The organism is Pseudomonas sp. B14(2017), from assembly GCF_002113255.1.
Classification (GTDB): domain Bacteria; phylum Pseudomonadota; class Gammaproteobacteria; order Pseudomonadales; family Pseudomonadaceae; genus Aquipseudomonas; species Aquipseudomonas putida_Z.
In genome coordinates, this window is record NZ_NEJY01000004.1 from 98,325 (window position 1) to 124,306 (window position 25,982).

The window sequence follows — 25,982 nt, forward strand, 5'->3', positions numbered from 1 at the left end:
GGTTGGCGCCCCTGTTGCTTAGAGTCGTTTGCGCGGATGGAAAATCGACAGGGGTGATAGACCGATTCTCTATAAGCGCGGCGGTCAGAAGATGTAGTCGGTGGTCAGGAAACTCGACTGCCGGTTGCGAATGATCTCGCTGATCAGTTCCTTGTTGGCCTCCTGGAAGCGCGTTGCGACCAAGGTGCGGATCGAGAACACACGCAGGGCGTCATGTACCGACAGGGTGCCTTCGGCGCTGTTCTTGCGGCCGTTGAACGGGTAGGTGTCGGGGCCGCGCTGGCATTGCGCGTTGATGTTGATGCGCCCGACCTGGTTGGCGAAGATGTCGACCAGGCTGCCGATGGTCGCCGGGTCATTGCCGAACAGGCTCAGTTGCTGGCCGTAGTCGGAGTCCAGCACATAGTCGATCACCGTCTGCAGGTCGCGGTAGGGCACTACCGGCACCAGCGGGCCGAACTGCTCCTCGTGGTACACGCGCATGTCGCTCTTCACCGGGTACAGCACGGCCGGGTAGAAGAACGAGCCACGGCTGTGCCCACCACCTTCGTTGAGCACGCGTGCGCCCTTGGCGGTGGCATCGGCGACCAGGCCGTCGAGGTAGTCGACCTTGCCGGGCTCGGGCAGCGGCGTCAGCGCAACGCCTGGCTCCCAAGGCATGCCGGGCTTGAGCGCGGCCAGCTTGCGCTGGAACTTGTCGAGGAAGGCATCGACCACGTCCTCGTGGACGAACAGGATCTTCAGTGCTGTGCAGCGTTGGCCATTGAACGACAGCGCACCGGTGACTGCTTCTTCGACGGCGTTGTCGAGGTCCACCTGGGGCAGCACGATGCCCGGGTTCTTGGCATCCAGCCCCAGCGCGGCGCGCAGCCGGTGCGGGCGCGGGTGCAGCTTCTTCAGGTCGCTGGCGGCCTTGTGCGTGCCGATGAAGGCGAACACATCGACCTTGCCGCTGGCCATCAGCGCGCTCACCGTTTCCCGGCCACGGCCGTAGATGACGTTGATCACCCCTGGCGGGAAGCTGTCACGGAAGGCTTCTAGCAACGGCCGAATCAGCAGCACGCCGAACTTGGCCGGCTTGAACACCACGGTGTTGCCCATGATCAGCGCCGGGATCAGCGTGGTGAAGGTTTCGTTCAGCGGGTAGTTGTATGGCCCCATGCACAGGGCCACGCCCAGTGGTGCACGGCGGATCTGGCCTAGCGTGCCCTGTTCCAGCTCGAAGCGGCTGGAACGGCGGTCGAGGTCCTTGAGGGCGTTGATGGTGTCGACGATGTAGTCGCAGGTGCGGTCGAATTCCTTTTCCGAATCCTTGAGGTTCTTGCCGATCTCCCACATCAGCAGCTTGACCACGGCCTGGCGCTGTTCACGCATGCGTGCCAGGAAGGTCTCGACGTGCTGGATGCGCTCGGCCACGCGCATGTTCGGCCAGGCGCCACGGCCTTTGTCGTAGGCCTGCACGGCGGCATCGAGGGCGGTGAGCGCGGTGTCGGCATCGAGCAGTGGGGCGCTGCCCAGCACCACCTGATGCTCATCGTTGCCTTCCTTGAGCCAGACCGGGCTGCGCACCGTGGCCAGGGGGCCGTCCCAGCGCCTGAGCTCGCCGTTCACCAGATAGTCGCGTTGTTCCAGGGGGGCTTCCAGGCGCCAGGTTTCCGGGATGTTCTCGGCGCTGGGGAAGAGTGAATCGAGCAGACGGTCCATGGGTACTGCACCTCACATTGCTGGGCGGGTTTCAAGCCGGGGTGAATCGCTTCAGCTAGGAGCATGCACCGGCCACAGGAAAAACACCAGTCTGGCTTAACCTGGCCGCAAATGCCTGCCTGTTGTGCAGGCAGGCACCCGGTGGAGGTCAAAGCGGGAGGTTGAACAGGTCGTACGGTGGGTGCGTCAACCATTGCTGACGCAGGGCGGGGTCTGCCTCGATCAGGGCCAGACGCCGCCAGAACTCTGCACGGGCTTGCCTTGGGTGGGACAAAAACGGTTCAAGCTCAAGCAAGGGCCTGAGGTCGCGCCGATACTGCAGCGGCAAGCGCTGCCACAGGGCCAGTTCTGCCGGGCCGGTCTGTTCGAAGAATTCGTGATAGTCGCTTGCGCATACCATCAGGTCCACCTGATGCGCAGCGTTGTAAGCCTCGATCTGTGCAACCACGGGGGCGCCCAGCCATTCGCTTTCCAGGCGCAGCGCCTCTGCGACTGGCCTTGGCACGGTGAAACCGTCTGGCAGCCGCAGCAGCTGGTTGTCGGCAATATCCACGATGATGGGCTCGATCATCTGGTCCAGGCCTTGCGGCAATTCGCTGAGCGCACAGTCGTTCAGGAACAGGGTCCTCAAAAAGGCCAGGCCGCGCAGGTCCGGGGCCTGCAGCAGTGGGTTGCCCGAAAGGTCCAGTACTACAAGCCCGGAGCAGCGGTTCAGTGCCTGCTGAGCCTGGCTACTCCAGGTAATGCGGTTGCCTTCCATATCCAGCCAGGCGAGGTGCTCAGGGTTACCCAGGCGGGGCACGGTGTCGAACCGGCAGTCGGCCAGCAGCAGGCGATTAAGGTTGGGGAAGCGCTCGTAGAACTCGGCCGGCAACTGGCTGAGCGAACGGTTGTAGCTGAGTGACAGGTGCTGCACATGGGTGAAGTCGTCTGGCAAGGCCAGGCTGGCCAAGTCCTGGCTGTCCAGCTCCAGGCCGGACAGGTCCAGGCTGTGCAGGCTGCCACCCCCTTCAAGCGCTACGGTCGACAGCCGCCGCCAGGCGTTGAGGATGGGGCGGATGGCCAGGTGCCGCTGGTGAGGGCGCTGCGGATCGGGCCGGGCCCATTCATGCAGGTCGCGGCGCAAAGTATCCAGACGCTGCTGCAGGTCGTGCAGCCGCTGTGTGGGTGAGCGAATGTCATCGACGTACGGGTTGTCCTCGTCGTTGCCGAGCCAGTTTTCGAATTCCCAGTCGGTGGCGTCGGGGAACAAGCGCCGATAGGCCCCGGCCAGCGAGCCTGCCAGGCGCGGCTGAGGCGGTTCGGGGTCAAGCGGCCGACCGCCGCGCAAGCCGCCCATGGGCTTGCGCAGCAGCGCGCGGTGACCCCAGAGGCGTTGGGCCAGTGTCTGTCTGTGCAGGTCGACCCAACCCAGTACGCGCTGGCGTAGCGAGCTGCCATCGGCCGTCGGGATACCCAGCGTATCGCGATGCGAGCGTGGCAGTGCCTGCTCTATGGCACGGCAGAGGTCCGGATCACACGGTCCAGGTACAGGGCGCTCGCCCCGGTCGACCTCATAGCCTTCGGTCGTTTTGATCACACGGCGCAGGGTGCTGGCCTGGTCGCTGCCGACATGCTCCAGCAAAGGGCCTTGGGGGCTTGCGCCATGCAGCTCCATGCGCAGGTCCGCAGGCCAGTCGGGCATGGCATCCAGGGCGCTGAACAGCAGGCGTTCGCTGTCGCTGCTGGCCCGGGCTGGCTGAAGCACGCCCTCCAGGGCGCGAACCAGGGGCAGCTCGCTGTGCACCTGTTCCAGTGCCTGGCGAACCTGAATGTGTAGCTGACCCTGCTGTTGCCAGGCGAGCGATTCAGCCTCGCCCAGCGGTGTCAGCAAACGCGTGGCCAGGGCAGGGGAAAGCCGCGGATAGGCAGCGAGCAGTTTCTGCGTTGACGGGGTGGTGGGCGCGCTGCCGTTGTAGAGGCGCTCGAACAGGCCCGGTGGGGCCCTGTCGGCCAACGCCTCTACCTCGGCCTGTGCCGCCATGCGTTGCAGGGCATCGAGCAACAGCGGGGGCGTTGCTCGGCCCTCCAGGTGCACCCGGCGCAACTGCGCGGCGTCGATGCCGCAGAGGCGGCCGGCTTGCGTCAGCTGCTCTGGCGTGAAAACGGCATATGCAGGGCCGAGGCGGCGCGCCAGCTTCGCGAATGGCCACTGGCCGGGCTGTTCATGCTGGCCGCGCCAGGCACCTTGGGCATTGTGCGTCAGCGGTGGCTGCCAGGCGTCGGGCGTGTCGGGGTGAATGACCCGCCATTGCTGCAGGTCGTGATCGAAGCGTTGTTCGAAGAGCTGGCCGTCCATGCGGATGAAATACCGGCCCTGATACAGGTACTGGCCAAGTGCATTGGGCTGCAGGGTTTCGGGCAGTGTCACGGCACTGCGGTAGGGGGTGAGGTCTTCATTCCAGAGCCGGTAGCGCCCGTCGTCGCCGCGTACTTGCTGCAGGCTTTCCATCAACGGGCTGTTGAACAGCTTGGGCACGACCTTGCCCGCTGCCACGAACCCTCCGATCAGGGCCAGGTTCAGGCCGACCGCCTCCAGGTGGCGCAGCGCCAGGTGGCGGTCGCCTTCATGCCAGGCCTGGTAGCCCTCGAATGCCTCGCCGAGCAGTTGGCAGGCAGTCACGGCCAGCATCAGGGTGCCTGCACCCGGAACGAAGAACGCGGCAATACCGAGTGCATCCAGGCCAAGGCTTTCCCATTCCTCCAGGCGCCTGGTTCGCGCGTTGGCATCGGCCATTGCTGTCGGGACCGCCAGCAGGCTGGCTTCGTGCTTGAGGCGGGCCAGGTGCAGGTCCTGGTAGTGGCCGAAAGGCTCGGCCGTGATGGCCACGCGTGTGGGGCGCAGGTCCGCTTGCACTGCGCGCTGCCAAGGGCGGTCAAAGGCCGTGTTGCCCGTGGCGTCGAGGTTCTGCTGCAACAGGTCGAGAAAGTGCGTGCGTTGGTCCTGCCTGATGTACGCCGTGAAGGCTTGGCGGGCGTCGGGCTCCAGCAGCAAGGTCGCCAGCGTGTCGTGTACCGCGTCCAGGTTGCTGCATTGACGCAGGGCCGGGTCATGGCCGGGCAGGTACAGCGCCAGCCCCGCACTGCCGGCATCGATCAGCATGACCTCGTGCAGGGGCGTGCCGAACAGCGCCAGTTGCCAGCACCTCACGGCACCACCCTGCAACAGCTGTTCGACCTGATCGCGCGTGCTGCCGTCAAGCAGGTGCCGCAGATAGGCAAGGTCGGCCGCCAGGCGCAGGCGGTCTTTCTGAACCCTGATGGCCAAGGCTCGGGTAGCGGGCTGGGCAAGGTGTTGTTCCAGGTGGGCCTGGTAAGCCTCACCCAGGTCCAGGTCACGGCACTGTGTGGCGAAAGCGGCCGGCTCAAATGGCAGCCGTTCCACCTGATAGTGCTCCGACTGCAATGGAAAGTGCGCGACGGGTGATTGCATGCCGAAGGGGACGGAGCCTTGTACCAGAATCGGCGTGACCTGAATGTTGTCGCCCAGGGCAATGGCACTTTCGGCGGTGAACACCTCGTCGCTGGCGAAGTTCTGCAGGGCGGCCTGTAGCAGGTTGTCGCGGCGATGGCGGTAAAGATAGCGCAGGGCGGCCCAGTGCCAGTTGCGCTCGACCCGCAGCAGTTGGCTATTGCGCAGCGGCGCGTGAAAGCCTTGTTCGGCAAGACGCCGTTGCAGCAATGGCTCGGCGAATTCAGTGATCTGTTTCAGGCCTTTGAGCGAGCTGGCCAAGGCTGCTTGCGCCTGCATCAGGCGCGCCTGGCTGGCATGCACTGTGTCACGCAGGTCGGGGGCAGCATTGGCGAACCAGTCCTGCGCCTTCCACGGGGCGATCTGGGTTCGCTTCAACGCGGCCCATTGATTGGGCGTTACCTGGCGTGCCCAGTGCGGCAGCTGCGCCTCGAGCAAGGGTTGATGAGGGTTGATGGCTGGCATGTCGATGCTCCTTTCATGCAAAGAGGGGGCATCAAACGGTATTTATCGATGGCCAAGTGGTAATGGGATAACGCGGGTTGGATATATGGCCTGCGGTTGCCTGCTGATTCCGTGACAAGCGTGTAGTATCCAGGCGCATGGCAGCGGCGAGCGGGGTGAGGGATGATCGAAGTATCACGGTTCTGGCGCGACCCGGCGTTGCCCTTCGTCGAAGCCCGGCGGGTAGGGGACGGGCGCCAGGTGTGCTACGCCGCGCATTCCCACGAAAGCTTTTCCATCGGGGTGATCACGGGTGGGCGCAGCACCTACCTGTACGGTGACCAGTGCATCGAGGTGGCGGCTGGTGCCACGGTATTGATGAACCCAGGCGTGGTGCACGCCTGCAACCCCATCGCCGGGGAGCCATGGTCCTACCTGATGTTGTTCGTCGACATGCCCTGGTTGCAGGCGCTGGGGTTTGCCTTGCCGTCCCAGGCCTGGAGTAGCTCGCCGGTATTGTACCGGTGCCTGCTGCAGGCCTTTGCCGACCTGTTCGATGCCAGCGTGCCGGACCGCGAAGGCCGCCTGGCGGCACTGTTTGGCGCACTGCCGGGCATGCTTGGCGGTAATGCCAGCGTGAACGACGAGGGCAACCCGCGACTGGACGCGGCGGCAGCGTTCATACGCGCCCATCGGGGCGACCCGCTGAGCCTGGACGACATTTGCGCGGCCTGCGGCCTGTCGCGTTCCTACCTGATTCGCGCGTTCCGCCAACGCTTCGGCCTGACGCCGCATGGCTACCTGCTCGACCAGCGCGTGCAGCTGGCCAGGGCGCAACTGCGCCAGGGCCGGGCAATCGCCGAAGTTGCGCAGGAGGCCGGGTTTGCCGACCAGGCGCACCTGCAGCGGGCCTTCAAGCAGCACTTGGCAGCGACGCCGGGGCATTACCGCAATGCATTCGGCTGAATTGCCATTTTGGCTGTGATGGCCCTATCGCCGGCAAGCCAGCTCCTACAGGTACTGCGTTGCTCTCGAGGTTGTCGCTGTACCTGTGGGAGCGGCCTTGTGTCGCGAAAGGGCCGCAACGCGGCCCCAGGATTGATGCGCAGTAGTTGAAATTGCTGGGGCTGCTTTGCAGCCCTTTCGCGACACAAGGCCGCTCCCACAGGGGATTGCGCCAACTTTTAGAATTTAAGCAAGACAGTTGTTCCCACAGGTACTGCGCAGGTCTTGAGGGCAGCGATAGGGCTGGTGCAGCTAGCCTTGAATGACCAGATAAACCGCGCTGCCCACTAGCAGCGCCGCCAAGCCCCGATTCAGCAGGCGCATGTGCCGTGGGTTGCCCAGGTACTGGCGAACCACGCTCCCGGCCCACGCCCAGCTGGCCACCGAAATGAAACAGATCGGCCCGTAGATCCAGGCAAACAGCCACAGCAACTGCTGCTCGCCGCCGGTGTAGGCGCCAACCCCGGCCACCGCTGCCAGCCATGCCTTGGGGTTGAGCCATTGCATCGCCGCGCCGTGCCAGGCCGAGGGGGCTTGGGCGGGATGGGCATTGCCCAGCTGCCCATGGTCGCTGGCCAGCTTCCATGCCATGTACAGCAGGAACGCCACGCCCCCCCAGTGCAACAGCAGGCCCAGCAAAGGCCAGCGCAGCAACAACTGATGCAGGCCCAGCCCGACCAGCACCAGCAACAGGCAGAAGCCCAGCGTGGCGCCAGCCACATGCGCCAGGCTGGCACGCAGGCCATGACGGGCACCGCTGCCCAGCGCAACGATGTTGACCGGGCCGGGGGAGATCGAGGCCGCCAGTGCGAAAGCGGCCATGGACAGGGACAGGCTCATGAGGGGGATCCGTTTGGTTGAGGGTGGCTTCCATGCTCGGGCATCGACAGCCTGCGGTATTGAAGAAAAGTACCCCACGCCCGGCCAGCGCATTTTTGTGTAGGAGCGGCCTTGTGTCGCGATCGGGCCGCACAGCGGCCCCCGGGTTTCAGCAGCACTGCCTCAACAGCTGGGGCCGCTGTGCGGCCCGATCGCGACACAAGGCCGCTCCTACAAGGTTGTTACAGGTTTTGTAATAGTTTTGCGCTATTCTGGAAAGCTGCTGTGCTAGTAGGATCGTTTTCCCAATTTGCTATCAAGGTCCATATGAGCACCTTCGCGGAGCCCCCCAGTCCCCGGCCTTCAAGGCCTTTCTTCTCCCGTCCTCGTGACGCTGCCCTCGTGAGTACCCGCTAATGGAATGGCTAGCCGACCCCACGGCCTGGCTGGGCCTGTTGACGCTTATCGTCCTCGAGCTGGTGCTGGGTATCGACAACCTGGTGTTCATCGCCATCCTCGCCGACAAGCTGCCGCCGCATCAGCGCGACCGCGCGCGGGTCATTGGCCTGAGCCTGGCGTTGATCATGCGTCTGGGCCTGTTGGCCAGTATCTCGTGGATGGTCACGCTGACCGCGCCGTTGTTCGAGGTGTTCGACAAGAGCTTCTCCGGCCGTGACCTGATCATGCTGTTCGGTGGCGTGTTCCTGCTGTTCAAGGCCACCATGGAACTGCACGAGCGCCTGGAAGGCCATGTGACCCAGGCCAGTGGCGCAATGCGCCATGCTGCGTTCTGGCCGATCGTTGCGCAGATCGTGGTGCTCGATGCGGTGTTCTCGCTGGACGCGGTGATTACCGCGGTGGGCATGGTCGAGCATTTGTCGGTGATGATGATCGCGGTGATCTTCTCGATCGGCATCATGATCGTTGCCAGCAAGCCGCTGACCCGCTTCGTCAACGCCCACCCTACGGTGATCATGCTGTGCCTGGGCTTCCTGATGATGATCGGCTTCAGCCTTACCGCCGAAGGCCTGGGCTTCCATATCCCGAAAGGCTACTTGTACGCGGCCATCGGCTTCTCGATCCTGATCGAGCTGTTCAACCAGCTGGCCCGTGCCCGCCGCAAGCGCAGCCTGCAGCAGCACCGGCCACTGCGTGAGCGCACCGCGCATGCCGTGCTGCGCCTGCTGGGTGGCCGTCGGGTCGAGGCTGACGAGGTGGGCGAGGAAATCGCCGACCTGGTCGAAGGCGGTGAGGAGCAGGTGCTGTTCGACCGCCGTGAACGGGTGATGATCAGTGGCGTGCTGAACCTGGCCGAGCGGCCGATCCGCACGGTGATGACCGCCCGCGCCGAGGTCGATGTGATCGACCTGGCGCAGCCGGCCGACGCGATTGCCCAGGCCCTGGCCAATTCGCCGTACTCGCGCCTGCCATTGATCCGCGATGGCCGCGTGGACGAGCCGCTGGGCTTCGTGCACAAGAAGGAGCTGCTCAAGGAGTTGCTGTCGGGCAGCCAGCCCGATCTGGAAGGCATGGCCCGGGTACCGCTGAACCTGCTGGAAAGCTTCAGCATCCTCAACGCCCTGGAGCAGATGCGAGGCCAGTCGACGCACATCGCCTTCGTCGTCAACGAGTTCGGTGACTTCACCGGCCTGCTGACCATGACCGATATCCTCGAGTCGATTGCCGGCGAGCTGCCGGATGCCAGCGAGGTCGAAGGCCCGGGCATCGTCCAGGAAGGTGAAGGCTTTGTGGTCAGCGGTGCGTTGAACCTGAGCCAGGTGCAGGCGCGTACCGGCTTCAGCGCCCGCGCCACCGAGGACTACCAGACCCTCGCGGGCCTGGTGATGAGCCTGCTCGACCGCCTGCCCATGGTGGGTGACCGCCTGGCCTGGAATGGCTGGACGCTGACCGTGGAGGCGGTCGAGGAGCGGCGGGTGCGCCAGGTTCGGCTTACACCGAGCGGCGACGTTGACGCAGCAGGTGCTTGAAGCCCTCGATCACCAGCACCAGCACCGCGGCCCAGATCGGCAGGTAGGTCAGCCACTGATCCGGGCCGATGGTTTCGCCCAGCAGCAGCGCCACACCCACCAGCAGCACCGGTTCGACGTAGCTGAGCAGGCCGAACAGGCTGAACGGCAGCAGGCGGCTGGCCAGCACGTAGGCGATCAGGGCCGAGGCGCTGATCGCCCCGAGGATCGGGATCAACGCATACAGCCCAGGGTGTGCCTGCAGATCGGCAGGGGAAAGCGGGCCCTGGATCACGAAGTACAACGCCCAGGGCAACAGCAGGCACATGTCGCACCACAGGCCGCCCAGGTGTTCGGTGCGGCAGCGCTTGCGCAACACGAAGTAGATCGGGTAACCGATCGTCACCACCAGGGTTTCCCAGGCGAAACTGCCATGCTGGTACAGCTCGTGGCCCACGCCCAGCGCGGCGCAGGCCACGGCCACCTTCTGCAGGCGTGACAGGCGCTCGCCATACACCAGCCGCCCGGTCAGGACCATGGCCAGCGGCAGCAGGAAGTAGCCCATCGACACTTCCAGGCTGCGCCCGTGCAGGGGTGCCCAGAGGAACAGCCACAGCTGCACGCCCATCAGCCACGATGTGGCGACCATGCCCAGTAACAGCAGCGGCGTGCGTTTTACCCGGGCAAGCAGTTCACCCACCCGTTTCCAGTCTTTCGAGACAAGCATGAACAGGGTCAGGCAGGGCAGCGTCAACAGGGTGCGCCAGCCAAAGATCTCTTCGCCATCGAGCGGCGTGAGCAGAGAGGTATAGAAGTACATCACGGCGAACAGACAGGACGCCATGACCGACGAAAGAATGCCTTTTGACACGAATGCCTCGAATAGGGAATTAGCGGGTGGATCAGCCGCGCATGATCTCAGGGGGCGCGGCTTGCGGCAACCGCGACGCAGCCGGGCGTGCCGCCAGCGCCTCGAGGAATTGGGCAGCCGGCATGGGCCTGGCGAATAGGTAGCCCTGCTGGAAGTCCACCTCGTGACGGGCCAGGTAGTCGCGCTGGGCTTCGGTTTCCACGCCCTCGGCAACGATGCCCAGGCCCAGCTTGGCCGACAGCTCGATGATGGTCTCGAGGATGTGCACCGACAGCGCGTCGGCACCGATCATGGCGACGAAGCTCTGGTCGATCTTCAGGTAGTCGACCTTGAACTGGCGCAGGTAGTTGAGGCTTGACTGGCCGGTGCCGAAGTCGTCCAGGGCAATCTTCACACCCATGGCGTCGAGCTTTTCGAACAGTTCCAGAGCCACCGGCGTGGCCTCGATCAGCTTGCGCTCGGTCAGCTCCAGGGTCAGCACCACCCGGCCTGGCGGGAAGTGCTGGAGGAAGGTGCGGCAGTCGTCCAGCAGGCTGAAGTCGCGGCAGTGGTCGGCAGTGATGTTGATGCCGATATGGAAACCGTCCTCCAGCAGCCCGGCATAGGGTGCCAGGTTCTGCGCGGTGTGCATCATCAGCGCACGGGTCATGGCGACGATCTGCCCGCTGTGTTCGGCGTAGGGGATGAACAGGTCGGGCCGTACCAGGCCTTCGCGCGGGTGGTTCCAGCGCATCAGCACTTCGGCGCCGGCCCAGCGGTAATCGCCCTTGCGCACCACCGGCTGGAAGTACGGCAGGAACTCGTCGGCCTCCAGGGCCCGACGCAGTTCGGCACGGGGCGAGGTGGCGCGGCGAACCTGCCAGCGGCACACCAGGGCGGCCACCGCGCCCAGTACCAGCAGCAAGCCGAACAGGGCGGGGTAGTGGCTGCGCCACAGCTGGCCCTGCTTGTCGGCGCCGTAGCCGCCATGCACGCTGAACGGGTAACGGGTCGAGCCCAGTTGCACATTCGCGCTGGCCGCGGCAGGGGGCACGCCCTTGTGCACGATGCCATCCTTGCCCAGCCAGGCATCGCCCACGCGGATCTGCAGCTCTTCATCGGGGCCGATCAGGCGCAGCGCCGTCAGCAGGTGTTCGCCATCCACCGTACTGATCGCGCCGCGGTCGCCGTCGCTGGCCCGATACACCAGCAGCGGGTGGCCCGGGGTGACCGAGTTGCCATCCATCAGCCACAGTTTGCCGTCGATGTAGTCGCCGGGGTTGACCGGCTCGTCGAATGCGCCGAACAGCGAGGTGCAATAAAGGGCGTTGTGCCGGAACAGGTTGGTCGAGCGCACGAAGGCTTTGCGCGTGACCTGGGCGCGCAGCATGAGCTGGGCCTCGTCGCACGGGCTGTCGACAAGTGGCAGCAGGGCATTGGCAGCGCTGGACAGGTTGTCGAGAATGCGCTCGACGTGTTCCACCACCTGGCGGGCGGTGGCCTGGCTGCTGGCCTGCATTTCGCGCTCGATCTGCCAGTTCATCACGGCCAGGCCGCACGCCACCGGCAGCACGCCGACGACCCAGGGCAACAGGGTGCGCCAGCCGAAGCCGGCGCGGCGTTTGACGGTAAGGGGCATGCTGACCTGATCTGTAGGAAGGATTACGAGAGGATAGCCGCTTGTCGGAAGCCGTGAGCAACTAAAGCGCGACAAACCATTTTACGCAATGTAGAATCGATTTACGAATACAACAATAAGGTCCTTCGATACCGAAGGATCAAGCCCGCCGAGAATGGGTCCATATGACATACCATGGGTTCAAGCTGATAATAGGTGACTTCCTCGCCCGCAGCGTGCGGGGTATCCCGTGCTCACCGCCGTTTCCGTGCCACATCCCACGCAATCAATAATTTTTCGCTGCAGATGAGGACACGAACATGGCTGATATCTTCGACAATCCAATGGGCCTGATGGGCTTTGAATTCATTGAACTGGCTTCGCCGACCCCTGGCGTACTCGAGCCGGTATTCCAGATGCTGGGCTTCACCAAGGTGGCTACCCACCGTTCCAAGGATGTGCACCTGTATCGTCAGGGTGACATCAACCTGATCCTGAACAACGAACCCAAGAGCATCGCCTCGTACTTCGCCGCCGAACACGGCCCGTCGGTATGCGGCATGGCGTTCCGCGTGCGCAACGCCCACGAGGCCTATGCCCGCGCCCTGGAACTGGGCGCCCAGCCGGTGGAAATCGAAACCGGGCCGATGGAGCTGCGCCTGCCGGCGATCAAGGGTATCGGCGGTGCGCCGCTGTACCTGATCGACCGTTTCGAGGAAGGCAGCTCGATCTACGATATCGACTTCAAGTTCATCGAGGGTGTGGACCGCAACCCGGTGGGTGCCGGCCTGAAGATCATCGACCACCTCACCCACAACGTTTATCGCGGGCGCATGTCGTACTGGGCCGGCTTCTACGAGAAGCTGTTCAACTTCCGCGAAATCCGCTACTTCGACATCAAGGGTGAGTACACCGGCCTGACTTCGCGTGCCATGACCGCACCGGATGGCATGATCCGTATCCCGCTGAACGAAGAATCGTCCAAGGGCTCCGGGCAGATCGAAGAGTTCCTGATGCAGTTCAACGGCGAAGGCATCCAGCACGTCGCCTTCCTGACCGATGACCTGCTCAAGACCTGGGACGCCCTCAAGGGCTTCGGCATGCGTTTCATGACTGCACCGCCGCAAACCTACTACGAGATGCTCGAAGAGCGCCTGCCAGGTCACGGCGAGCCGGTAGACCAGTTGAAAGCACGCGGCATCCTCCTCGATGGCGCCTCCCAACCTGACGACAAGCGCCTGCTGCTGCAGATCTTCTCCGAGACCTTGCTCGGCCCGGTGTTCTTCGAGTTCATCCAGCGCAAGGGTGACGACGGCTTTGGCGAGGGCAACTTCAAGGCCCTGTTCGAATCGATCGAGCGCGACCAGGTACGCCGTGGTGTGTTGAGCACCGACTGATCCCGAGAGTACCGCCGTCACGATTCGATGGCGGCGGTATCAACCCTTCTTCTTGCCCGAAATGGTCAGGCCCAGGTACATGATGAACATGCTGGCGACCCCGACCAGTACCAGCGAGGGCAGCACCTGGTGAAGGGATAGGCGAAACTCCTGGGCGGCGTACCCTTTTGGGTAGCCGCCGATCACCATGTAGCCATATTTCTGGGATACCGTTCGCTCGGTGAATTCGGCCTGGGAGGGGCGTCGTGCGTCGCGGCTGTCTCCCTCGCTCCAGATATACAGGTCGTTGAATTCCAGAAGCAATGTCAGGCCGTCCTGGAAAGCACGCAGTTCGTCACGCAACTGTCGACCGTATGCGGTTGCGATTATCCCGGGGTCGCTGTGCGGTCTCTGGATCTTGATGATCGCCGCGTTAGGCGACGATGGCGCGTCGAATGCCAGCTCCGTCTGCCGTCCGGACAGGGCAAATGCCGAGTTATACGCCAAAGGGTCCATGTCCGTCGCACAATAGGCTTGTTGGTCGCGGGTGAGTATCAATGAGCGAAGGTGCGGGCTGTTGGCGACTCTCTGCTCCAGCGTACCGAGCGCTTCGTCACAGGGCTTGCCTGCCAATGGCAGGATCAGGTCCAGATCGCCTTCCATGCGGCCCAGTGCCTGGTCGATGCTGAAAATCGCCTCCTGAACAGAAACCTTGGCATTCTCTTCAAGTTTTCTTTGCAACTGATAGTCCATCATCAGTAACCCGGATAGCACCGGTATTGCGCCGATGGACAATATCAGCAGTAGTTTCCGCCAGTTGATGCCGAGACTCGGTATTGCTGCCATAGGACCGCCGCTCCGTAGAACCTTGCTGTTCGGGTTGAACAGGTCAGCGCTGATCCTATGTGCTTGATGACGCCTCCGGCTGTAGGCCAAAAGTGTTGCAGTTTTACAGAAAAGCAGAACCTCGTTGTCGGCTTTACTTCAGCCTGGCGAGCACTTTTTCGGCCAGTAGTGCCGTGGAGGCCGGGTTCTGCCCGGTGATCAGACGATCATCGGACACGACGAACGGTTGCCACGGGTCATCATGCTTGCTGTAGTTGCCGCCGCGCGCGCCCAGTTCGTTTTCCGTCAGGAAGGGGACCACCTTGTCCAGTTCGACCAGTTTCTCCTCGGTATTGGAGAAGCCGGTCACCTGACGGTCCTTGAGCAACAGGCTGTTATCGCTGAGCTTGATGTTCAGCAGCCCGACAACACCATGGCAGACCGCTGCGACTATGCCCTTGTTCTCGTAGACCCGGCGTGCCAGGTCTTGCAGCGGCTGGTTGTCGGGAAAGTCATACATCACCCCGTGCCCGCCGGTGTAATAGATGACGCGGTACTCATCGCCCTTCACCTGGCCAGGGCTCAAAGTGTTGCCCAGGCGGGCCATGAAGCGCTTGTCGTCATACCACTGCCAGTCCAGGTCGGGGGCCATTTGCAGGCTATGCGGGTCGACGGGTACGTAGCCGCCCAGCGGGCTGACATAATCGACCGTATAACCGGCTTTCTCGACTTTTTCGACAAAGTGCACGGCTTCCCCCAGCCACAACCCGGTCGCCCGTTTGAGGGTCGGATACTTGGCTGTATTGGTCAGCACCACCAGCATTTTCTTGCTCATGACCACGCTCCCGTCGGCAACCTGAATGGGCCGTTGCTCCCTGGCCCGAGGGAAAACCTAATGAGCATAGCTCCCAGGTGCAAGTACGCCATATTGCGTGGCGTGTGTTGTGCTACCGTGAACCACATTCACGGGGCGCCCGTACTTTTCCTGAACCATGCTGGAGTCACGATAGTGGTCGAAAACGGTACGCCGCGCGAGCCTGCGTCGCCGGTCATTCTGCAGGCGCCTGTGCTGCCACCGATCGACCCCATGGGCGAACGGATTGCACTGTTCGACTGGGGGCGCACATCGCTCGGGCCGCTGCCGCGCTGGCCGGCCTCGTTGCGCATTGCCGTCGACATGATGCACTTGTCACCGTTCCCGTGTGCCGTGGTCTGGGGGCCGGACCTCAACGTTGTCCACAATGCTGGCTACCGGGCGTTGCGGCCGGTTGCCCCGGATGCATTGGGCATGGCCTTCGATGCGCTTTGGAGCGATGTATGGCCGGCGATGGGGCCGTGGGTATTCAAGGCGCTTGAGGGGCACTCGAGTTTTGTCGAGGACCCACCACTGCGTATTGGCTGCGGCGAAGGCGGGGAGCCGTTGTGGTATGCGTTCGGCTACACACCGTTGCGCGATGAACTGGGCAACGTGGCAGGTTTTCTGCACGCGGTGATCGAGACCACGGCCAGCGTCGAGGCGCACCGCCACTGGCGCGAGCAGGCGCAAAGCTTCGAGCAGCAGGTCGAGCGACACCTGGTGGAGCGCGAGCAGTTCTGGCAGTTGTCGCGTGATGCAATGATGACGGTTACGCCCGAGCTGAAGGTGCATGCCGCCAACCCCGCCTGGTACCGCATTCTGGGCTGGGCCGAGGAGCAGGTACAGGGTGTTCCGGTATTGGACCTGGTACATCCGGCCGATCGCGCCGAGGTTGAGGTGGCCGTTTCCGGGTGCCTGCAATACCGCAATGCCGAGCAGATAGAGACGCGCCTGCGTCACTGCGATGGCCATTACCACTGTTTTCGCTGGAGTGCGCGGTTCGATGGCAGCCTGCTGACTGCCGTTGGGCGGGACATCACCGAGGAGCATGAAGAGGCCGCGCGTCAATCCGAAGCCCTGATGCGCAACAACGAACGCCTGGAAGTGGTTGGCCAGTTGGCCGGGGGCATGGGCCATGAACTGAACAACTTGTTGTCCGGCATCGGCGGCAGCCTGGAGTTGCTGCAACGGCGCCTGCAGGAAGGACGGCTGGAGCGCGTGGAGACCTATGTCGAGGTGGCGCGTGATTCGGTGCAGCGTGCCATGGAGCTGACCCATCGCTTGCTGGCGTTTTCCCGTCATCAACCTTTGGCGCCCAGGCCGCTGGATTTCAACCGGCAATTGCGCTTGAGCGAACCACTGCTGCGCAGCACGCTGGGCGCCGAGATGCGTTTGCACTGGCAGCTGGATGTCACGCCGTGGGCGGTGAACCTTGATGTTTCCCAGCTTGAAAATGCCTTGATCAATCTATGCACCAACGCCCGCGAAGCGTGCCTGGATCGCGGCAATGTCACGCTGCGCAGTGTCAACCAGCGGCTGACGGCGTGTTTCCCGGATGAGGGCGGCCTGCCGTCAGGCGACTACGTTGCCTTGCATGTGGAGGATGATGGCCGCGGCATGCCGGCGGTGGACATTGCCAGGGCCTTTGAACCGTTCTTCACCACCAAGCCGATCGGGCGTGGCTCAGGGCTTGGCTTGTCGATGGTGTATGGGTTTGTCGGCCAGTCGGGGGGCTACGCCTGGATCGAGTCGGAGCCGAACCAGGGCACCAAGGTCTGCATGCTTTTCCCAAGGTGCCATGACCCGGTACCCGAGGCGCCCGCGCTGGTGCAGCGCTCGCAGCGCCTGGCCGGGGGGCAGCGCCTGTTGCTGGTCGATGACGAGCTCGGTTTGCGTGCGGTGATGCGCGAGTACCTGACCGAGCGTGGTTTCGAGGTCATTGATGTGGGCGACGCCAATAGTGCGCTGGAGCGCTTCCGCCATGACGGCCCGTTCGACCTGGTAATCACCGACATCGGCTTGCCGGGTGGTTTCAGTGGCCGCCAGGTGGCCAAGGCCATGCGCATGCAGCTGCCGTTGCAGAAGATCCTGTTCATCACCGGCTATGCGGGTCAGCCGATCGAAGCGCAGTTGCTCGAGCAGCCGGGCACGGCATTGATGAACAAGCCGTTCGCGCTGGCGGACTTGGTGGATGAGGCGCTACGCATGCTGGAGGAGTGAAGCGGTTCAGGGCTTGCCCAGTATCTGGGTCACCTGGGCCTGCAGTTGCTTCAGCTCGAAGGGCTTGCAGATCAGGTGCATGCCCGCCTCCAGGAAACCCTCGCGGGCCATGGCCGTTTCCGCATAGCCGGTGATGAACAGTACTGGCAAGCGTGGGCGCAGGTTGCGTGCAATCTCGGCCAGCTGGCGGCCATTCATGCCGGGCAAGCCGACATCGCTGACCAGCAGATCCACCGGTTGTGTCGAACGCAGAACCTTCAGGCCCTCGTTGGCGTCGGCGGCACTGTGGCAGGCGAAGCCATCCTCGCGCAGGGCCTGGCATAGCAATTGGCGTACATGCGGGTCGTCCTCGACCACCAGCACGTGATGGCCCTGGTAGCCTCGCACGGGCTGCACGGGTTTGACCGGTGCCTGGTCCTGGTCGACATGGCGCGGCAGGTACAGGTCCACCCGGGTGCCTTGGCCGATCTGGCTGTGCAGGGTGACATGGCCGTGGGATTGCTTGCTGAAGCCGTACACCATCGACAGGCCCAGGCCGATGCCCTGGCCGATCGCCTTGGTGCTGAAGAACGGCTCGAAGGCATGCTCCAGCGTGCTTTGCGCCATGCCCTGGCCGTCATCGACGATTCGCAGGCGTACATAGTCGCCGGCGCACAGGGCACCGCCGGGGAATTGCCCGGCACCGATGTGCTGGTTACTTGCCTCGATGCGCAGCTGGCCGCCACTGGGCATGGCTTCGCAGGCATTGAGTAGCACGTTGTCGAGGGCTTCCTGCAACTGCTGGTCATCGGCTTCGACCGACCACAGGCCCTTGGCGATTTGCACGTGCAGGTTCACTGCCGGGCTCAGGCAAGCCTTCAGACGCTTGGCCTGGAGCAGGTCGTGCAGGTCGACCTGCTGGCTGTGCAGCGATTGCCGGGAAGAGAAAGCCAGCAGGCGGTGGGTCAGGCGGGCGGCGCGTGACACCGCCTCGCGGCCCATGCGCAGCACGTTGTCCAGGCCATCGCTGCGGCCCTGGCGCAAGCGCCGGTCGATCAGCTCGAAGCTGCCGCCGATGCTGGTGAGCAGGTTGTTGAAGTCATGGGCGACCCCCCCGGCCAGTTGGCCGATGGCCTCCATCTTGCGCGTCTGGTGGCGGGCGAACTCGCTGCGCTGCTGGTCTTCGCCGGGAGGCGCGGCCTGGGCGTCAAGGCGTTGCTGCAGGTCCTGCAGCTGGTCGCGCGCCAGGTACTGCCGGCGCCGGTTGCGCAGGGCGGACTGGGTCGTGTGCAGCAGCAGGGCGTTTTCGAACGGTGCGACCAGCAGGAACAGGTTGCCTACCGGGTGGTTGGTCGAGCCCTTGGCCGCTTGGCTCCCTTGACCGAGCAGCACGATGGGCAGGTCCGACCAGCACGGTTGCTGGTCGATGAATGCCTGCAGCAACGCGCTTGGGCCCTGTTTGAACACTTGCTCGGCAATGATCGCCAGGCCCGCGCCTTCGGCCAGGCAGGCTTGCAGGTTGGCCAGGTCGACCGCGCACAGGCTGTCGATGCCCGCAGAAGCGAGCAGGCGAGCAGTATCCGCGGCTATTGGCGGGGGCGCCAGGATCAATGCACGTTCGTCCAGCGCCAACGAACTGGCCAAAACGACTCTCCTGCAGGGTGGTCTGATATCCACTGGACCTTGGGCACGGCCCCAGGGTTCAACAAATTTTCGGACGTTGCCTACAGGCCCTGTTGCAGCACGGGGTCGTCCGGGTTCTGCCGCTCCAGTTCGGCCAGCAGTACCTGCACGTTCTGCAACTGGCCGGTTTCCTTCCAGTACTGGATCAGCAACACCCGTGCCCGGCGATTGGCCGGCTGGCGGCTGAGCACGGTTTCCAGTTGCTTTTGCGCGGCGTCGAGTTGTTCCAGTTCATGCAGGGTGACCGCCAGTGTATAGCGGTAGTCGGCGTTGTCCGGGTCCAGTTCGACGGCGCGGGACAAGGCCAGCAAGGCGTATTCGCGCTGCTCGTGGCGGTTCAGCCAGAGCCCCAGTTCGTACTGCAGAAAGGCCGAGTCGGGGCTCAGCGCCAGGGCTTTGCCCAGTACCTGACGCGAGGCGTCGTGATGGCCCTGGCGTTCCAGCAGGCGTACCTGGGTCGCCAGTGCGTCGAGGTTGCCTGGCGCTACCGTCAGGGCTCGTTGCAGGGCTGTGGCGGCCAGGGTGTAGTCGTTTTCGTGCAGATACAGGCGCGCCAGGTGGACCTGGGCGTCTGCGTCTTCGGGTTGTTGCTCCAGAGCCTGCTGGTATTGCTCCAAGGCGACCTGCAGCGGGCCGAAATACAGGCCGATGTCATCCGGGGCAAGGCCGAGCAGGGCATCTACCGCGGCAAAGCGTACGCTTTGCTCGTCGTCATCCAGCAGCGGGCCGAGTACCAGGCTGCGCTGCGCCGCCGGCAGCAGGCGGCGGATGCCGGCAATGGCTGCACGGCGCACCAGCGGGTCGGCATGTTCCAGGTCCTGGCGGGCGAGTTTCAACGCCTGGGGCGAAGGGTAGTTGGGTAGTTCGGCATACAAGGCCGCTCGGCGGATGGGTGGCAGGTCGGTGCGCTGCAATTGTTGGTACAGCACCCGTGCAGCGCCGGGTTGGCCCTCATGGGCCTGGCGCAGGGCCTTGGCGTAGCTGTGCGCGGGCAGGGTTGGCGGGGCTGGCGGAGTGTCGCGCCACAGGTAGCCGAACAGGGCCGATACCAGGATCAACAGCAACAGGGCGATCAGGTAGCGGTTGCGTCTGGGCATCGGACGATCCGTGGCAGCAGGAAGGGCAGAGCTTGGGCTAGCCGGAGGGTAATTGCAACCAGGTGCCTGTCTCGACATTTTCTGCGCCTGTGAGACCGAGCGCCGCCCGCGCGGCGCATCGCCGGCAAGCCAGCTCCCACATCTGTTTCGGGCCAGTCTCTTCTGTGCCTGGCGCGCGCGACCCCTTGTTTGTACGACACGATATCGAAGGTAGCGCTTGGTTTCAGGTTCGGAAATGTCTTACGACGCCTCAGTTCGGTGCGGGTTGAAAACGGCAAGGCCTGGCCCTCATGGTCCAGCCACCGATTCAGGCGAGCTTTTCCTTCACCGTGAAATCCACTTCCAGATCGGCATTGGCCAGCAGATTTACCAAGGCATCCAGGGAAAACTTGTCAATCTTCCCATTCAACAGCTCACTCAAGCGCGGTTGAGTGACATGTAGCCGACGCGCCGCATCCTTCTGAGGTAGATCCCAGGCACGCACCGTCTTGACCAAAATCCGCATCAACTGCGAGCGCAGCCGAAGGTTGTCGGCCTCTTCTGGCGTATCAGCCAACGCGTCCCATACAGATGCCGAGCGTTCATTCGCCATTGTTGATCACCTCTCAGTCCAGCGACTTGAAACGGGCTTTCGCCACATCAATATCGCGCTTATCCGTCTTTTCAGTTGTCTTGCGGAATGCATGCAGGACATAGACAGCTTCCGGGCGGTTCACAACATAGAACACGCGAAAAGTACCGTCTTTACACTTCGCATACCCCTTCGCCATCGCTCCAATCGCCAGCTGCGCTTGCGCCTCATGCCGTGTGTTTGGTCATGCCGCTGCACCTTTCTGGCGTACATGGCAATGCACAGATTCCAGGAGCCTGCACACAAATTATATCGATACCGATATAACATCAAGCCTGTAAATGTCCATTATCGACACCGACTAAAACAGAAAGGAATGGGCAACAGAAGTGAGGCAAATCACCTGAAAAGGCGAGCCGAGGACATTAAACCTGGTGTGCTCCCCAGCCAAGACAGCACCTTCCGACAGGTGCTGTAGGATAATTCGACAGAGCGTTCGAACTGAAGCATTTGGTTTCTGGTTCGGAAATGTCTTACAGCTCTAGAACCTAGGCGAGGGCTTTGCCCTCGATCGCCAGCAAGCCAGCTCCTACATGGTCCGCACCAACTTCAAGGCATGCACAAGCAAGCTTCCACAGGTGAACCACAGGTCTCAAAAGCGGTGGAGTACCTGTGGGAGCTGGCTTGCCGGCGATGCGCCGCGCGGGCGGCGCTCGATCTCATAGGCGCTGAAGATTCAGAGGCATGCACCCTGCACACACCCTCAATCAGCATAAAAAAGCCCCGCGGACCAAGGCCTGCGGGGCAAACGGTTGGGGGAGGAGCCAACCAAAGGAGCCGTTGAAACGGGTGTATCAGCGCGCGCTGGCTACAGTCTCCGGCTGCCAGCCGCCGCCCAGGGCCTTGTAGATGGAGACGATGCCGCGGTACAGCTCGACCTCGCCCTGGGCTTGTGCATCTTCGGCGCTCAGCCGCTCACGCTCGGCATCGAGCAGCACCAGGTAGTCCACCGTACCCTCGCGATAACGAATCGAGGCCAGTTCCGCCGCCTTGCGGCTGGCATCGCTCTGGCGCATCAGCGACAGCAGCCGCTGCTGGGTCTTGTCGTAGTCGCTGAAGGCGTTGGCCGATTCTTCCAGGGCCAGCAACACCTGCTGTTCATAGTTGGCCAGTGCTCCTTCGGCATCGGCCTTGGCACCGCGCAGGCGGGCGCGCACGCTGCCCAGGTCGAAGGCCGCCCAGGTGATGCTCGGGCCCAGCGCCCAGGCATTGGCTGCCGAGGAGCCGATCTGCGAGCCACGGGCAGCAGTAAAGCCGAGGAAGCCGCTGAGGCTGACGCGGGGGAACAGGTCGGCCGTGGCCACGCCGACGTTGGCGGTGGCAGCCGCCAACTGGCGTTCGGCGCTGCGGATGTCCGGGCGGCGGCGCAGCAGTTCACCCGGGTCACCCACCGGTAGCGCCTTGGCGATGGCCGGCAGGGCCTTGGGCGACAGGTCGACGCTGAGCGCCTCGGGGCGCTGGCCGAGCAGGGTGGCGATGCGATGCCGGGCCCGCGCCTGTTCCGCCTGCAGTTGCGGCACGGTGGCTTCGACCCCGGCCAGGCGCGCGTCGGCCCGTACCACGTCAAGGTCGTTGCCCACGCCGGCATCGCGCAGGGTTTCGGTGATGGCCCGCGATTCCTGCTGGGTCTTGAGGTTGGCCAGGGCGATCTTCTCGCGCAACTGCGCGCCGCGCAGCTGGCCGTAGGCATCGACCAACTCGGCGATCAGGCTGACCTGCAGCTGCTGCAGGTCGGCCGCGGCTACCGCTTCCTGGGCTTCGCTGGCTTCGATCTGGCGCTGGATGCGGCCGAACAGGTCAAGCTCCCAGGCCATGTCCAGGCCCAGGTCGTAGCGTTCGCTGTTCACCCGTTGCGTGGTCTGGCCGGGGACCTGGCCCTTGCCGATGTCGCTGCTGGCGCGGCTGGTGACCACCGGGAACTGATCGTTCTCGGCGTCTTCACGGATCGAACGGGCCGACTTCAAGCGGGCGAAGGCCACGCGCAGGTCACGGTTGCCGTCCAGCGAAGCCTGCACCAGCTGGTTCAGCACCGGGTCGTCGAACTGCTTCCACCACAGGCTCTCGAAACGGCTACGGTCGTAGGCCTTGGCCTGTACATCGCTGGCCAACTGCGCGGGCTCGGTGGCCGGCGCCTGGTAGTCCGGGCCTACCGCGCAGGCCGCCAGGGCCAGCGCCAGCAGGCTCGGGGTCAAGGGTTTGAGCAGGTTCATGCATGGCTCTCCAGCGAGTGGGCGCGCTCGGCCTTGCGGGCCTGGCGACGCTCGACGAAACGGCGAATCAGGAAGAAGAACACCGGGGTCAGGAACAAGCCGAACACGGTCACGCCGATCATCCCCGAGAACACCGCCACACCCATGGCATGGCGCATTTCAGAACCTGCACCGGAGCTGAACACCAGTGGAACCACACCCATGATGAAGGCGATCGAGGTCATCAGGATCGGCCGCAGGCGCAGGCGGCAGGCTTCCAGTACCGCTGCCAGCGGGTCGAGCCCCTTGGCCTGTTCGTCCTTGGCGAACTCGACGATCAGGATCGCGTTCTTGCACGCCAGGCCCACCAGTACGATCAGGCCGATCTGGGTGAAGATGTTGTTGTCACCACCCGACACGATCACCCCGGTGATGGCTGACAGCAGGGTCATCGGCACGATCAGGATCACCGCCAGCGGCAGGCTCCAGCTTTCGTACTGGGCGGCAAGCACCAGGAAGGCCAGCAGTACGCACAGCGGGAACACGAACAGTGCAGTGTTGCCCGAGAGGATCTGCTGGTAGGTCAGGTCGGTCCACTCGAAGGTCATGCCGTTGGGCAGTTCCTCTTTCAGCAGCTTCTCGATTGCAGCTTCGGCCTGGCCGGAGCTGTAGCCCGGTGCCGCGGCGCCGTTGATCTCGGCGGTGATGAAACCGTTGTAGTGCATCACCCGGTCAGGCCCGGAGGTGTCGCTGACCTTGAGGAAGGTCGCCAGCGGGATCATCTCGCCGAGGTTGTTGCGCACCTTCAGCTGGCCGATCTGCTCGGCATCGAGGCGGAACTGCTGTTCGGCCTGGACGTTGACCTGGTAGGTACGGCCAAAGCGGTTGAAGTCGTTGGTGTACAGCGAGCCCAGGTAGACCTGCAGGGTGTCGAAGATGTCGGTGATCGCCACGCCGTGGGTCTTGGCCTTTTCCCGGTCGATGGCGGCATCGACCTGCGGCACGTTGACCTGGTAGCTGGTGAACAGGCCCGCCAGTTCCGGCACGTTGTGGCTCTTGGCGATGATGTTCTGGGTTTCCTTGTACAGCGCCTCGTAGCCCAGGTTGCCACGGTCTTCGATCTGCAGGCGGAAGCCGCCGATGGTGCCCAGGCCTTGTACCGGCGGTGGCGGGAAGATCGCGATGTAGGCGTCCTGGATGTCGGCGAACTGGGCATTCAGTGCAGCAGCGATGGCCGCCGCCGACTGGCTCGGGTCCTTGCGCTCGTCGAACGGCTTGAGCGGGGTGAACACGATGCCGCTGTTCGGGCTGTTGGTGAAACCGTTGATCGACAGGCCTGGGAAGGCTACCGAGTCGGCCACGCCAGGCTGCTTCAGGGCGATTTCGCTCATGCGCTTGATCACTGCTTCGGTGCGGTCGAGGCTGGCCGCGTCAGGCAGCTGGGCGAACGCCACCAGGTACTGCTTGTCCTGGGCCGGCACGAAACCGGTCGGGGTGGACGAGAAGCCCAGGTAGGTCAGGCCCATCAGGCCGGCATACACGAACAGGGCGATGCCGCTGGAGCGGATGACCCGACGCACGCCGCCGACGTAGCGGTTGGAAGCGCGGTCGAAGAAGCGGTTGAACGGGGCGAACAGCCAGCTGCCCAGCAGTTTTTCCAGGAACCGCGAGAACCGGTCCTTGGGCGCATGGTGGTCCTTCAGCAGCACGGCAGCCAGGGCCGGCGACAGGGTCAGCGAGTTGAATGCCGAGATCACCGTGGAAATGGCGATGGTCAGGGCGAACTGCTTGTAGAACTGCCCGGTCAGGCCGGAAATGAACGCGGCAGGCACGAACACGGCGCACAGCACCAGGGCGGTGGCGATGATCGGCCCGGTCACTTCGCCCATGGCCTTTTGCGTGGCCTCCAACGGTTTCAGGCCCAGGCCGATGTTGCGCTCGACGTTTTCCACCACGACGATGGCGTCGTCCACCACGATACCGATGGCCAGGACCAGGCCGAACAATGACAGCGCGTTGAGCGAGAAGCCAAACAGGTGCATCACGGCAAAGGTACCGATCAGCGATACCGGCACGGCCATCAGCGGGATGATCGAGGCACGCCAGGTCTGCAGGAACAGGATGACGACCAGCACCACCAACACCAGCGCTTCGAACAGGGTGTGCACCACGGCTTCGATGGAACCACGGACGAACACGGTCGGGTCATAGACGATGCTGTAGTCCATGCCCTCGGGGAAGTCCTTCTTCAGCTCGGCCATCTTCGCCCGCACTTCGTCGGAGATCTCGATGGCGTTGGAGCCTGGGCGCTGGAAGATCGGGATGGCCACCGCCGGCTGGTTGTTCAGCAGCGAACGCAGGGCGTACTGGCTGGAGCCGAGTTCGACCCGGGCGATGTCCTTCAGGCGGGTGATTTCGCCATCGGCACCGGCGCGGATGATGATGTTCTCGAACTCTTCCTCATTGACCAGGCGACCCTGGGTGTTGATCGACAGCTGGAAGCTGGTCGAACCCGGGGCGGGTGGGGCGCCCAGCTGGCCGGCGGCCACCTGGCGGTTCTGTTCGCGGATCGCAGCCACCACATCACTGGCGGTGAGGTTGCGCGAAGCGGTCTTGTTCGGGTCCAGCCACACGCGCAGCGAGTAGTCGCCCATGCCGAACAGCTGCACATCGCCCACGCCGCCCAGGCGCGCCAGCTCGTCCTTGATGTTGAGGATGGCGTAGTTGGACAGGTAGAGCATGTCGTAGCGGTTGTCCGGCGAGGTCAGGTGCACGACCATGGTCAGGTCGGGCGAGGCCTTGTCGACGGTGATACCGATGCGGGTCACTTCCTCTGGCAGCTTGGGCTGGGTACGGGTGACGCGGTTCTGCACCTGCACCTGGGCATTGTCCAGGTCGGTGCCCAGGGCGAAGGTGATGGTCAGCGTCAGCTTGCCGTCAGCGGTGGACTGGGAGGACATGTACAGCATGTTCTCCACGCCGGTAATCGCCTGCTCCAGTGGCGCGGCGACGGTTTCGCCGATGACCTTGGGGTTGGCGCCGGGGAAGTTGGCGCGCACCACCACGGTGGGCGGCACCACTTCGGGGTATTCGCTGATCGGCAGCTGGAACAGCGAGATCGAACCCGCGATCAGCAGCACCAGCGACAGCACCGCGGCGAAGATTGGCCGGGTAATGAAGAATTTCGAGAAGTTCATCGGTGTGGTCC

16 protein-coding genes and 1 pseudogene are annotated in these 25,982 nt (G+C 63.7%); 4 read left to right on the forward strand and 13 right to left on the reverse strand.

The window, feature by feature from the left end:
- Positions 1 to 84: 84 nt before the first annotated feature.
- The gene (locus tag CAG34_RS05135; protein ID WP_025339338.1) at positions 85 to 1,704 is read right to left on the reverse strand and encodes an NADP-dependent glyceraldehyde-3-phosphate dehydrogenase; all 1,620 of its coding nucleotides are present in this window, start codon (positions 1,702 to 1,704) and stop codon (positions 85 to 87) included.
- Positions 1,705 to 1,852: 148 nt separating this feature from the next.
- Complete coding sequence (locus CAG34_RS05140) at positions 1,853 to 5,680, reverse strand: leucine-rich repeat domain-containing protein (RefSeq protein WP_085588499.1); 3,828 nt, start codon at positions 5,678 to 5,680, stop codon at positions 1,853 to 1,855.
- 162 nt (positions 5,681 to 5,842) lie between these two features.
- Between CAG34_RS05140 and CAG34_RS05145 the strand changes: the two genes are divergently transcribed.
- The gene (locus CAG34_RS05145) at positions 5,843 to 6,625 is read left to right on the forward strand and encodes an AraC family transcriptional regulator (RefSeq protein WP_085588502.1); all 783 of its coding nucleotides are present in this window, start codon (positions 5,843 to 5,845) and stop codon (positions 6,623 to 6,625) included.
- Between the two features lie 291 nt (positions 6,626 to 6,916).
- Here CAG34_RS05145 and CAG34_RS05150 read toward each other — a convergent pair whose 3' ends face one another.
- Entirely contained in the window at positions 6,917 to 7,504 is a 588-nt protein-coding gene (locus CAG34_RS05150) for a LysE family translocator (RefSeq protein WP_085588504.1), read from the reverse strand.
- A gap of 395 nt (positions 7,505 to 7,899) precedes the next feature.
- Here CAG34_RS05150 and CAG34_RS05160 point away from each other — a divergent pair, with 395 nt between their 5' ends.
- Positions 7,900 to 9,471 (forward strand): TerC family protein, encoded by a 1,572-nt coding sequence (locus CAG34_RS05160; RefSeq protein ID WP_085588508.1) that lies wholly within the window; start codon positions 7,900 to 7,902, stop codon positions 9,469 to 9,471.
- Here the strand turns inward: CAG34_RS05160 and rarD are convergent.
- A complete protein-coding gene (gene rarD / locus CAG34_RS05165) occupies positions 9,434 to 10,321 on the reverse strand; it encodes an EamA family transporter RarD (protein WP_025339333.1) in 888 nt (295 codons plus the stop codon). The two genes, CAG34_RS05160 and rarD, sit on opposite strands and share 38 nt — an antisense overlap.
- A gap of 31 nt (positions 10,322 to 10,352) precedes the next feature.
- The gene (locus CAG34_RS05170) at positions 10,353 to 11,939 is read right to left on the reverse strand and encodes an EAL domain-containing protein (protein WP_085588510.1); all 1,587 of its coding nucleotides are present in this window, start codon (positions 11,937 to 11,939) and stop codon (positions 10,353 to 10,355) included.
- A 299-nt stretch (positions 11,940 to 12,238) separates the two neighbouring features.
- On the opposite strand from CAG34_RS05170, the gene hppD reads away from it, so the two are divergent.
- Positions 12,239 to 13,315: a 4-hydroxyphenylpyruvate dioxygenase gene (gene hppD / locus CAG34_RS05175; protein WP_025339331.1), complete on the forward strand. Its 1,077-nt coding sequence runs from the start codon at positions 12,239 to 12,241 to the stop codon at positions 13,313 to 13,315.
- A 39-nt stretch (positions 13,316 to 13,354) separates the two neighbouring features.
- Here hppD and CAG34_RS05180 read toward each other — a convergent pair whose 3' ends face one another.
- A complete protein-coding gene (locus CAG34_RS05180) occupies positions 13,355 to 14,140 on the reverse strand; it encodes a CSS-motif domain-containing protein (protein ID WP_256573533.1) in 786 nt (261 codons plus the stop codon).
- 133 nt (positions 14,141 to 14,273) lie between these two features.
- Positions 14,274 to 14,954, reverse strand: coding sequence for a type 1 glutamine amidotransferase domain-containing protein (locus tag CAG34_RS05185; RefSeq protein ID WP_085588512.1), 681 nt, complete (start codon positions 14,952 to 14,954; stop codon positions 14,274 to 14,276).
- A gap of 174 nt (positions 14,955 to 15,128) precedes the next feature.
- On the opposite strand from CAG34_RS05185, the gene CAG34_RS05190 reads away from it, so the two are divergent.
- Positions 15,129 to 17,195, forward strand: a complete 2,067-nt coding sequence (locus CAG34_RS05190; protein WP_085588514.1) for an ATP-binding protein — start codon at positions 15,129 to 15,131, stop codon at positions 17,193 to 17,195.
- A 6-nt stretch (positions 17,196 to 17,201) separates the two neighbouring features.
- On the opposite strand, the gene CAG34_RS05195 is transcribed toward CAG34_RS05190, so the two are convergent.
- From CAG34_RS05195 to CAG34_RS05220, 6 genes and pseudogenes are all read right to left on the reverse strand, one after another.
- A complete protein-coding gene (locus CAG34_RS05195; protein WP_085588516.1) occupies positions 17,202 to 18,818 on the reverse strand; it encodes a response regulator in 1,617 nt (538 codons plus the stop codon).
- Positions 18,819 to 18,898: 80 nt separating this feature from the next.
- Positions 18,899 to 19,954, reverse strand: a complete 1,056-nt coding sequence (locus CAG34_RS05200) for a tetratricopeptide repeat protein (protein ID WP_085588518.1) — start codon at positions 19,952 to 19,954, stop codon at positions 18,899 to 18,901.
- 307 nt (positions 19,955 to 20,261) lie between these two features.
- A complete protein-coding gene (locus CAG34_RS05205) occupies positions 20,262 to 20,546 on the reverse strand; it encodes a helix-turn-helix domain-containing protein (protein WP_003260206.1) in 285 nt (94 codons plus the stop codon).
- Positions 20,547 to 20,559: 13 nt separating this feature from the next.
- Positions 20,560 to 20,703: pseudogene (locus tag CAG34_RS05210) on the reverse strand (type II toxin-antitoxin system RelE/ParE family toxin); the annotation flags it as partial.
- A 676-nt stretch (positions 20,704 to 21,379) separates the two neighbouring features.
- Positions 21,380 to 22,795, reverse strand: coding sequence for an efflux transporter outer membrane subunit (locus CAG34_RS05215; RefSeq protein ID WP_085588522.1), 1,416 nt, complete (start codon positions 22,793 to 22,795; stop codon positions 21,380 to 21,382).
- The gene (locus tag CAG34_RS05220) at positions 22,792 to 25,971 is read right to left on the reverse strand and encodes an efflux RND transporter permease subunit (RefSeq protein ID WP_025339324.1); all 3,180 of its coding nucleotides are present in this window, start codon (positions 25,969 to 25,971) and stop codon (positions 22,792 to 22,794) included. Before CAG34_RS05220 ends, CAG34_RS05215 begins: the two co-directional genes overlap by 4 nt.
- Positions 25,972 to 25,982 lie beyond the last annotated feature (11 nt).